The following is an 11312-nucleotide window of genomic DNA, read 5'->3' on the forward strand; positions in this document are numbered from 1 at the left end:
GGCAGCCGCAAGGCTGCTTTTTTTATGTCAGATATTTAAAAAATTTTAGTATGATGAGGTGAATTACACTTAGATGACACCCTCTATGCGACTGGACTTTTTTGATCTACAGCTGTTCTTAAATATTGTGGACACAGGCAGTTTAACCAAAGGTGCAGAACGCTCTTCTATTTCCCTGCAAGCCGCCAGTGAACGGATTAAAAAAATAGAACAACAGTTTGCAGTACCTCTATTTACCCGGCATGCTGTTGGGGTCAAACTGACCATCGCGGGGCAAGCTTTTGCAGAGCAGGCACAGTTGCTCATCCAGCAAAGCAGGCAATTGCAGCAGGTCATGGCACCTTTTTCCGAAGGCTTAAATTCGCAAATGACGCTCTGGTGTAACTCGTCGGCACAAAGTGAATATCTCCCCCTACTCCTTCCGCAATATCTGGTCGAAAACCCCAATATACAGATTGATTTAAAAGAAGCTGAAACGAACGATATTATTCAGGCACTGGAAAAAGGCACGGCACAATTGGGCTTAATTTCGAGCTTTTTTAATTCTGATCATTTACAAACGCTGGAATTTTCCGATGATCCTTTAGTGCTGATTTGCCCGATGAATCACGAACTAAAAGACAAATCCGAACTAAAATTAGTGGATATCCTGAATTATCCCTTTGTCGGTTTAATGCAATATCATTCCCTGCAACAATCCATTGAAACGCAGGCAAAATTACTCGGCTGTGCAATTCAATACCGTTTACGCTTACCCAATTTTGCAGCGATTGCACAAGTGGTTGCCAATGGGGTCGGTATTGCGATTATGCCGAAACGCGCTGCCATTCGTTTAAAGACAGTTTATGCATTTCATCACATTGAATTAACAGGAGACTGGGCGAACCGTAAACTGTTATTGGCCGCTAAAAACTTTGATCAATTACCCGTATCCTATCAACATTTCAGTCAGTTTTTACTTTCAAAAACGTCCAAATTATTAATTTAATGTAAGTTATTACTTATCGCTGTTTAAGCACGAATTTAGATGATTCCAAACTGATGCAACAGCATATAGCCACCAAAAACCACCAAGCTACAAAAGAACACTTTACGGAATTTTTGTTCTGGAATGCGATAGCGAATTTTTGTGCCCAACCACATACCAACCAATGCCGGTAGCAACGCAATCAACGACATTTTATAGTCGATGGGAATATCCTCGACTGGATTCTGATGCAAAAAAACTGCAAGGCAAATGGTCGAAGTAGTAAAAGCCAAACCTAATGATTGCACCAGATCATCACGTTTTAAATGTAGCGATTGCAAGTAAGGGACCACCGGGATCACCACCACACCGGTTGCCACCGTCAGCGCACCACCTAGATAGCCAATGATCGGAGATAGCCATTTTTCATGCGGTGCAAGGTTCGGCATATTTTTAGAAAATAGACCGTACACCCCATACAATGCCAGCATTCCACCGAGCAAAGCTTCACTTTGAAATTCACCATGTCCGAGTGTAGGGAAAATGCTCCAGATCGAACCGACAATAATACCGAGCAATAAGGGCCAAAAGCGGCGAACCAATTTGAGTACATGACCTTCTGCAAACAGTTGCCAAAAGTTGGTGACCATCGAGGGAACAATAAGCAAAGTTGCAGCTTGAAATGGGCTGATAAAAATCGTCAACAAGCCCATGGAAACAGCGGGTAAACCTAGGCCAATAGTGCCTTTAATCATGCCGGCAATAGCAAATACTGCAATGACAAACCCAACCATGCTCAGCACTCTCCAAATCGTAGCGCTATGCTAAATGAATCGGGAAAGTTGAAAAATCATTGTTTTTTGGAGTTAGCCTCAAGGAAAAATTGAGGCTTTTTGATACTTGAATGTTAAAAACATGGACTATAAATATGACAAAATGTTAAGTTTTGATTGTTAATTGATCAATTAATTGCATGTTTACATAAAAATTACATCAATTAATAACATATTGTTAAGTTTATCTTAACTGTATGATTTATGAGCTATCTTGTGTTTGTTTTCTGGCCTGCTCGTAGCAATTTTAGCGCTTTTTTCGCCCCATATTTTCTTTTTTGAAGAGCAAAACGGGTGGATTTTCGAACAAAATCACTTTAAAGTACGCACTCCTGATGAGTAGACGCTATGTAATAACATATCGTTTAAATAACTTTAAGGAAAAAATATTGGTATTTCAGTTCTGAAAAATGCTGTCTATTTTTTTCTAAAAGCAATTGAAGATAAGGTAGAGATTTAAGAATGATTTATGATGCACATCATAGCAATATGATTAATGCTGCAAACCAGAACACTGCAGTGATCTCCCAGAAATATCAAGATAATCAAGCAGGTTTAAGAGCCAAGAATCCACAGAAGAATAAAGGTATCCCTTATCTTGATGTGCGTAAATTCACGCAAAAGTTACATAGTATGTCGTCAGCTTCCAGTACTAAAAAATGTGCACGAAGTATTCGTATTGCACTACAGTCAGCAGGTGCCAGAATTGTGAACCATCCAGTGGCAGCTGCAGATTGGGGAAATACGCTTCAGACGATTGGCTATAAAAAAATCAATCCCTCTTTTAATAATCCGAAAGAAGGCGATATTTATATTATTCATAGAACCCAAAAGCATGTTTATGGTCATATTGCTGCCTATACAGGTCGCCAATGGGTTTCTGATTTCCGCCAAAACAGTCATGCGGTTTATAAGAATGATCAGGTGAACTATACCTATTACCGACTTGTGTAATAGATAGACAGCGCAGTTCGAATAGACACCTTTTAAGGTGTCTTTTTTATAGTATGTTGGGCATTAGACTCAATCAAATTAGGGTCTAATCTCTTTCAACTCGCGTTGAATAAAACGCTGAATCATTTCTCTATATAAGTGTTCAACCAAATCCGGATCGGTTCCCAATTCAACCGCTTGTGCGCGCACTTTGCTAATCACCTGCTCAACACGTTCCGGTGACTGTACATCCTGCACAGTACGTTTAAAGCGTACCGATTGATCAACATAAAATTGACGCGTTGCAATCATTTCGATCAGTGCAGTATCAATGGCATCAATCTTTTCACGGACTTGTTCTAAAGACTCACATTTTTCTTTCTTCATCTTTTCTATCATCATTTTCACTTTTATATTGGTCTTCTAAAACATTACTAAAAATACTTTCAATCATCCAGACCCGATACAAGCTATTAAACACATAACTTTGACCATCGATGCGCAGTTCAAGCACAGGGAAATCAGGCTGTGATTTCATTTCACAGAGTATGTCATTTTCTTTCAGTTTGGCAGTAATATCTTCATGGGTTAATTCATCGATCTCTAAATCACGCTGCATCTGATCGAAATGTGATTTAAACGACATGTCCTTGCCTTTGGTCCATACCGCCTGCAAAATGCTATACATCGCTTCAACACGCTGCTCTTCAGGCACACTATAAAACAATTGTGCCATCTCAAAAGTGGCTTGCTGTGTGGGACGGCAAAACGGGGTAAATGTCACTTCTGTTCGTTTTGAAAGACGAGTCGCCAAACTCCAGTCAAATAGATCGCGTCCATGATAAGAAAGCGGATAGACATTCAGGTGAATATTATAATAGTTCGCCAGTTCTTCTTTAATATAGGCCAACAATAACCAAGAGATTGGATCTTCAAGCGCAATATACAAATCCAGTTCAGGGTCTAGCGCCTGAATTTCATTCAGTTCTTCAGCATCACTAATTAAATGTTCACACCAATCAATATGATTAATCAGGAAGATTGGATTTCCGGTCAGCAATTTTTGTTGTTTTAAACGACGCATCAGGCGAAGCAAATCATCGACCGCATGGTATTTACGCTCGCCAAATTCGAAATAGCTGGCAAGAACTTCATCATCGTTAAAAATACGTTCTGGAAAGTCTTGAGCACTATGATGTCGGCTGGCCATGGCATGTAATGTACGTAATTTTCCATACTGTTTTTGCCACAGCATGTGAAATACATCTTCGAGTAAATAGAGAAAATCTTGGCCGCGTAATGGGGTATTGCGAAGGATGGTTTCTGCTTGTTTTAATGCCTCAGTGGGCGGTTGTTCTGGGGTTTCATGGAAACTAAAGCGATGCTGTTTAGATAGAATTTTGGCATCGTTTAAGCAGTAATTTTGCCACTCAATTGCAGACATATAATTGGGGGGTTCTGCCGTTCGGCTGGAAATAATGACTTTTAAAGGTTTGAGTTCATCACTCAAAATTTCTTCAAGTTCAGGTAACTGCTGCACAGCCAAATAACTGTACACATCATCCAGACGTAAATGGATACTTAAACCCTGTTCCGTAGATAACACCACTTTACGAGTCGGCTTTTGGTAAAACCAACGCGATCGAAGTGGATCAAACCAACGGCGCAACAGTGACATGAGATAAGCCTCGAAAAAAAACCCTTGTAGTGCTACAAGGGTTTATAACAATTTGTTAGGGAATGATCAATTATACATCTAAATTTAGATCCGTAACTGCCCCTTTTTCAGCCCCTGTGGTCAATTTGGCAAACTTCGCCAAAGCTCCATAGGTGTAATTGGGTTTTGGCTTCACCCAAGCGGCTTTACGTGCTGCCATTTCTTCATCGGAAATATGCAATGTCATTTCTCGGGTTTCAGCATTAATGGAAATTTTATCGCCATTTTTGACCAAACCGATGGGACCGCCTTCATAGGCTTCAGGGGTCACATGACCAATCACAAAACCATGACTCCCCCCTGAGAAACGACCATCTGTCAGCAGTGCAACTGATTTACCCAAGCCTTTACCAATAATGGCAGAGGTGGGTTTGAGCATTTCTGGCATACCGGGACCACCTTTCGGTCCTTCGCCACGAATCACCACCACTTCGCCTTCTTGCACTTCACCGTCCAAGATCCCGCGCATCGCACCAATTTCACCTTCGAATACACGTGCCGGCCCTTCAAAATACAGACCTTCCTTACCGGTGATTTTTGCTACTGCACCGGTTGGTGACAAGTTGCCTTTCAATACCACAAGGTGCGAGTCTTTTTTGATCGGCGCATCAAATGGCAGGATGATTTGCTGACCTTCAGGATAATCTTCAACATCCGCCAAATTTTCCGCCAGAGTTTTACCAGTCACAGTTAGGCAAGAACCATCCAGCATACCGGCATCGAGCATACGTTTCATTAAAGGCTGAATACCGCCAATCGCAATCAGTTCAGACATCAGATATTTACCTGATGGACGCACGTCTGCCACCACAGGAATGTCTTGCCCAATACGCACGAAGTCATCCAGTGACAATTCAACGCCTGCAGTATGTGCCATGGCCAATAAATGCAGCACACCATTGGTCGAGCCACCCAGTGCAATCAGCACTTTAATGGAGTTTTCAAATGCCGCCTTGGTCATGATGTCACGCGGTTTAATGTCCAGACGTAACAGGTTCATCACCGCTTCGCCCGCACGCAGACAGTCAATTTTTTTCTCTTCTGAAACCGCTTCTTGTGCAGATGAACCAGGCAAGCTCATGCCGAGTGCTTCAATGGCAGATGCCATCGAGTTTGCAGTGTACATTCCACCACATGAACCTGGACCAGGCAGTGACACTTCTTCAATCTGTTTCACTTGAATTTCGTTGATCTCACCTTTGGCATACTGACCCACGGCTTCAAATACAGAGATCATGTCGGTATGACCCGCGCCCGGTTTAATCGTTCCACCATAAATGAACAGACCCGGACGATTTAAACGCGCAAGTCCCATGATGCAACCCGGCATGTTTTTGTCACAACCCCCAATCGCAATCACGCCATCATAAGCCTGACAGCCGACTACTGCTTCAATCGAATCTGCAATAATTTCACGAGAGACCAGTGAGTATTTCATGCCTTCGGTACCATTGGAAATACCGTCAGAAATAGTAATGGTATTGAAGATAATCCCTTTACCGTTAGCAGCATTGACGCCTTTTTCCACTTCACGTGCCAAACCATCAATGTGCATATTACATGGCGTGACATTGGCCCAAGTCGAAGCAATACCGATAAATGGACGGGTAAAGTCTGCATCTTTAAAACCTGTGGCACGCATCATGGAACGTGCCGGTGCATTTTCAATCCCTTCATAAACCGGTGCGGAATGCTCGCGGATATTATCTTTACTCATTATTTTATTCCTTGACGATGACCGATTTTACGCTTCAGTCTGTAGCAATTTATTCTAAGATCATTGTATAGAATTAAAACTGCGCAATACAGCTTTCAGCTGTTTCTCTAGCATTTGATACATGCCAAAGTTATCTGCAACTGTCCGAGGCAGGACTACAATTAATATTTACTGTTTCTGCGATATAAGTGAAAAATGCTAGTTTCGGACGAGTTTTGCAGATGAAAATGGTTTTGCCTACTTTTGCCAAAACAAAAGTAGGTCGAACCGAAGGTTATAAACTGCAATTAAACAATTTCCTTTAAGACTCCGTCGTGCTGAACGTATAAATCTCAAATAAAAAAAGCACCCCATTTAGAGTGCTTTTTTAATCTGTAAAAATTACAGCTTAGATTTCACGTACCGCGCCTTTCGCCGCACTTGTGGTGTGCATAGCATATGCTTTCAATGCTTTCGAAATTTTACGTGGACGTTCTTCCACTGGATGCCAGCCTTTTTGCTCTTGCACTTCACGGCGCGCAGCCATGGTTGCTTCATCCACAGCCAAGTGAATAGTACGATTTGGAATATCAATTTCGATGATGTCGCCATCTTCAACCAAACCAATTGCACCGCCTTCAGCAGCTTCTGGTGATACGTGACCAATAGAAAGACCTGATGAACCGCCAGAGAAACGACCATCAGTCAATAAGGCACATTCTTTACCTAAACCTTTCGATTTGAGGTAACTGGTTGGATACAGCATTTCCTGCATACCCGGGCCACCACGTGGACCTTCGTAGCGGATCACCACTACATCACCGGCTTTAATGACACCACCTAATACTGCATCTACAGCAGCATCCTGACTTTCAAAGACACGTGCTGTGCCGTTGAATTTCAAAATAGATTCATCGACACCGGCAGTTTTTACGATACAGCCATCCAGCGCGATGTTGCCGTAAAGTACAGCCAAACCACCGTCTTTCGAGAAGGCGTGTTCTGCATTACGGATTACACCGGTTTCACGGTTACCATCTAAAGTTTGATAGTAGCGATCTTGCGAGAATGCTGTTTGCGTTGGTACACCGCCTGGTGCTGAACGGAAGAATTGATACACTTCAGGATCTTCAGTACGAATGATGTCCCATTTATCCAAAGCATCTTTTAAGGTTTTTTCATGAACCGTTGGAACATCAGTGATTAACAGACCTGCGCGATCAAGCTCGCCAAGAATCGACATAATGCCCCCGGCACGATGTACGTCTTCCATATGCACGTCTTGTTTTGCAGGCGCCACTTTGCACAGTACAGGGACTTTACGCGATAAACGATCGATGTCGTCCATAGTAAAGTCAACGCCCGCTTCATTTGCAGCAGCCAGCAAATGCAGAACCGTATTGGTTGAACCACCCATCGCAATATCCAAAGTCATGGCATTTTCATACGATGCTTTGGTGGCAATTGAACGAGGAAGAACGCTGTAATCGTCTTGTTCGTAATGACGTTTAGTAATCTCAACAATCAGTTGACCGGCACGCTCAAACAGCTTTTTACGGTTGGCATGAGTTGCAAGCGTAGAACCGTTACCCGGTAAAGATAAACCTAAGGCTTCAGTCAAACAGTTCATTGAGTTGGCAGTAAACATGCCTGAACATGAACCACAAGTTGGACACGCCGAACGTTCGTATTCAGCAACTTCTTCATCGCTATAGCTATCATCTGCAGCAACAATCATTGCGTCGATCAAATCGATGGCTTTTTCATTGCCACGGATTTTGACTTTACCGGCTTCCATTGGACCGCCAGAAACAAACACCACTGGAATGTTCAGGCGCATTGCCGCCATCAACATTCCCGGGGTAATTTTGTCACAGTTGGAAATACACACCATGGCATCCGCACAGTGCGCGCTGACCATATATTCCACCGAGTCCGCAATCAGGTCACGTGAAGGCAATGAATACAGCATGCCGTCATGACCCATGGCGATCCCATCATCCACGGCAATGGTATTGAATTCTTTGGCTACACCGCCTGACGCTTCAATTTGACGTGCCACAAGCTGACCTAGGTCTTTCAAATGGACGTGACCCGGTACAAACTGAGTGAAAGAGTTGACCACCGCAATAATCGGTTTACCAAAATCTTCATCTTTCATGCCGGTTGCGCGCCATAAGCCACGTGCGCCAGCCATATTTCTTCCATGTGTCGATGTTTTTGAACGATAGTCAGGCATTGTGTATTTCCAACAAAGTTTGTGCTCGAAATGAATTCTAGGATTCACTCTAGCTGATGATACTGATATATAACGCTAAATCAGTCGAAATATAGACCTATCTTACTACAGCTTGTGGTTAAGCAAAGTCCCATAAGCATGCTCTTTTACGAGAGAAATCTATTGATCTTTCGACGATTCATATAAAATAAACTGATACTGAAAGCTAATATAACGCCATAACACTGAATTAAATACAAAACTTTCATGAATAATTTTTTAATTTTGCATTACTTTATTTTATTATTAACCCCTCTTAAATAAAGATCCATCTTCGAAAACTTTAGATAAGTATCTTAGTTTCAGTAGCTTGTGAGTTCATGTACACGACCTTAGGTCTCGCTCTGGTTTTGCCTTATAATAAGTTAAGTTTATTTGGAATTTCATGTGTGAAAATCATCTTTGCGGGTACCCCTGAATTTGCAGCTGTCGCTTTAGACGCGCTGTTAAAAACCGACCATGAAATTGTGGCTGTTTATACCCAACCTGACCGCAAAGCAGGTCGCGGGCAAAAACTTCACGCATCCGCAGTCAAACAATTGGCTTTAGAACACAACATTCCGGTTTATCAACCGCTACATTTCAAGTCTTCTACTGATGAAGGTCTGGCAGCGCAACAAGAATTGGCTGCGTTGGGTGCTGATATTATGGTGGTAGCCGCCTATGGCTTGATCTTGCCACAAGTGGTTTTAGACACGCCTAAATATGGCTGTCTCAATATTCATGGCTCTTTATTGCCACGCTGGCGCGGTGCAGCACCGATTCAACGCGCCATTGCCACAGGCGATCGTGAAACCGGCGTCACCATTATGAAAATGGCGGCTGGTCTGGACACCGGTGACATGATGTATAAAACCATCTGCCCAATTGAAGCCACAGATACTTCTGCAACTTTGCATGATAAATTAGCTGAACAAGGTGCAACAGCCATTGCCGCTGTTTTAGAATCAGAACAAACATTACAGCACTATTTAGAAACACGTGAAGTTCAAGATGAAGCTTTGACTGTCTATGCGCACAAATTGTCAAAAGCTGAAGCTCAAATTGACTGGTCAATCGATGCGGTACAAATCGACCGTAATATTCGTGCTTTTAACCCGTGGCCAGTGGCATTTATCGTACTCGATGAAACAAATAACTTACGGGTATGGAATTCCAAGTTATCTGATGCAACTGCGGAAAATGCCCAGGTGGGTGAAATCATTGCGATTGATAAACACGGCGTCCATGTTGCCTGTGCAAATAACACTGTAATCACGCTAACTGCTTTACAATGGCCGGGTGGCAAACCGCTGAATGCCGTACAAATTTTACAAACTCAAAAACTGAATATCGGACAAATTTTATAATGAGACAATCTCCCCACGCCTCTGGTAAGACTTTAAACTTACGTGCTCAGGTTGTTAAAACGTTATTGGCTGTCCAAAATGGTCAATCACTGGCATCTGTGTTAAATCAGCACATGAATATCGTGTCAGATAAAGACCGCGCGTTGTATCACGAATTGGTTCTTGGCTGTCTACGCCAGTGGCACGCACTGAAACAGGTGACTTTACCGCTGCTTTCTGTACCGCTTGAAAATGCCGTGGTTGAAACCTGTTTATATGTCGGTTTATATCAATTGCTGTGTACCCGTGTGGCTGCACATGCTGCAATTTCTGAAACGGTAGAAGCCAGTAAACAACTGGGCATGGAAAGTTTAAGTGGCGTGGTGAATGCCATTTTACGCCGTGCAACACGTGAAACCGAACAGTTCTACGATGTATTGGAAAATGCGTCGAACCTCCCAAGCTGGTTGGCCAAGCGTTTAAAGAAAGATTGGGGCGAGCAATTTGCAGAACTCAGTTACGAGCTTAAACAGGTTGCACCCCTAACTTTACGCGTCAATACCCGCCAAGTCAGCCGTGAAGAATACCTTGACATTCTAGAAGATGAAGGCATCGATGCACATCGTTGTGAACTCTCGGATGTCGGTATTGTACTGGATGAAAGTATTCATGTGCCGAGCCTGCCTGGTTTTGAAGCCGGCGGTTTTTCGGTACAAGATGAACATGCTCAGCTTTGCGCAACTTTAGTGCCTAATCTAGACGGTAAATTTGTCATTGATGCCTGTGCAGCACCTGGTGGTAAAACGGCGCATCTTTTAGAGAAATATCAGCCGAAAAAACTGATTGCACTCGACCAAGATGAAAAACGCTTAAAACGTGTATCTGAAAACCTAGAACGTCTGATTCTCGACGGCAAACACGTAGAAATTATCACAGCAGATGCAGCGAAATGGACTGCGCCTGAACTTGCGGATTGTATCGTACTGGATGCACCATGTTCAGCGATTGGTGTAATCCGTCGCCATCCAGACATTCGTTTACTGCGTCAGTCAGGTGATATTGCCAAAACTGTTGAGTTGCAAAAACAGATTCTTGAAAATATGTGGCAACAGCTGAAAGTCGGTGGCACCTTGCTGTACATCACCTGCTCGATTTTAAAAGCTGAAAATGAACAGCAAATGGTGGATTTTTTCGCCACTCACTCCGATGCACAAGAACAAAAAATTGATGCGAACTGGGGAATTGAACAAATTCACGGTCGCCAATTACTGCCACAAGTGGGTCATGGCGATGGTTTCTTCTATTGCCGTATCCAGAAAACTGCATAACTGATTCAGTTCAAAAAGGTGGCTTTAAGCCCACTGCTGTCCCACAATTTTTCATAAAAGGAGGCTCAATTGAGCTTCCTTTTGTTTTATCGGTATTTTATCGGGCATGAATAAAGCTTTTAAGGTTTTTCTCTCAAACAGATTTACTTGGATCATTCTTAGTAACCGTTGAACCGTCCAGCCTTCTTGTCCTAAATGCCGGGCAAAACTCACCAGTAAATAGGCAATCAGG

General features: G+C 42.8%; 9 protein-coding genes and 1 pseudogene. 4 read left to right on the forward strand and 6 right to left on the reverse strand.

The annotated features are described in order from the left end of the window. Window positions 1-85 precede the first annotated feature (85 nt). Window positions 86-988, forward strand: coding sequence for a LysR family transcriptional regulator (locus B9T23_RS09845; RefSeq protein ID WP_086193972.1), 903 nt, complete (start codon window positions 86-88; stop codon window positions 986-988). A gap of 35 nt (window positions 989-1023) precedes the next feature. Here the strand turns inward: B9T23_RS09845 and B9T23_RS09850 are convergent, their stop codons facing one another. Beyond that, a complete protein-coding gene (locus B9T23_RS09850) occupies window positions 1024-1761 on the reverse strand; it encodes a sulfite exporter TauE/SafE family protein (protein ID WP_086193973.1) in 738 nt (245 codons plus the stop codon). Between the two features lie 501 nt (window positions 1762-2262). Between B9T23_RS09850 and B9T23_RS09855 the strand changes: the two genes are divergently transcribed. Continuing rightward, window positions 2263-2754, forward strand: coding sequence for a peptidoglycan amidohydrolase family protein (locus B9T23_RS09855; protein WP_086193974.1), 492 nt, complete (start codon window positions 2263-2265; stop codon window positions 2752-2754). Between the two features lie 78 nt (window positions 2755-2832). Here the strand turns inward: B9T23_RS09855 and B9T23_RS09860 are convergent, their stop codons facing one another. From B9T23_RS09860 to ilvD (B9T23_RS09875), 4 genes are all read right to left on the reverse strand, one after another. Beyond that, window positions 2833-3120, reverse strand: a complete 288-nt coding sequence (locus tag B9T23_RS09860) for a chorismate mutase (RefSeq protein WP_067725683.1) — start codon at window positions 3118-3120, stop codon at window positions 2833-2835. Then, the gene (locus B9T23_RS09865; RefSeq protein WP_086193975.1) at window positions 3101-4411 is read right to left on the reverse strand and encodes a hypothetical protein; all 1311 of its coding nucleotides are present in this window, start codon (window positions 4409-4411) and stop codon (window positions 3101-3103) included. Before B9T23_RS09865 ends, B9T23_RS09860 begins: the two co-directional genes overlap by 20 nt. A 70-nt stretch (window positions 4412-4481) precedes the next feature. Then, window positions 4482-6167, reverse strand: a complete 1686-nt coding sequence (ilvD, locus tag B9T23_RS09870; RefSeq protein ID WP_086193976.1) for a dihydroxy-acid dehydratase — start codon at window positions 6165-6167, stop codon at window positions 4482-4484. Window positions 6168-6555: 388 nt separating this feature from the next. Further along, on the reverse strand, window positions 6556-8385 hold the full coding sequence (gene ilvD, locus B9T23_RS09875) for a dihydroxy-acid dehydratase (RefSeq protein WP_086193977.1): 1830 nt from the start codon (window positions 8383-8385) through the stop codon (window positions 6556-6558). A gap of 428 nt (window positions 8386-8813) precedes the next feature. Between ilvD (B9T23_RS09875) and fmt the strand changes: the two genes are divergently transcribed. After that, window positions 8814-9773: a methionyl-tRNA formyltransferase gene (fmt, locus tag B9T23_RS09880; RefSeq protein ID WP_086193985.1), complete on the forward strand. Its 960-nt coding sequence runs from the start codon at window positions 8814-8816 to the stop codon at window positions 9771-9773. Further along, window positions 9773-11080: a 16S rRNA (cytosine(967)-C(5))-methyltransferase RsmB gene (gene rsmB / locus B9T23_RS09885; protein ID WP_086193978.1), complete on the forward strand. Its 1308-nt coding sequence runs from the start codon at window positions 9773-9775 to the stop codon at window positions 11078-11080. Before fmt ends, rsmB begins: the two co-directional genes overlap by 1 nt. A 51-nt stretch (window positions 11081-11131) precedes the next feature. Here the strand turns inward: rsmB and B9T23_RS09890 are convergent. Further along, window positions 11132-11312: pseudogene (locus B9T23_RS09890) on the reverse strand (IS4 family transposase); the annotation flags it as partial.

Origin of the sequence: Acinetobacter terrae (assembly GCF_002135195.1) — a bacterium.
In the GTDB taxonomy this organism is placed as follows: Bacteria; Pseudomonadota; Gammaproteobacteria; order Pseudomonadales; family Moraxellaceae; genus Acinetobacter; species Acinetobacter terrae.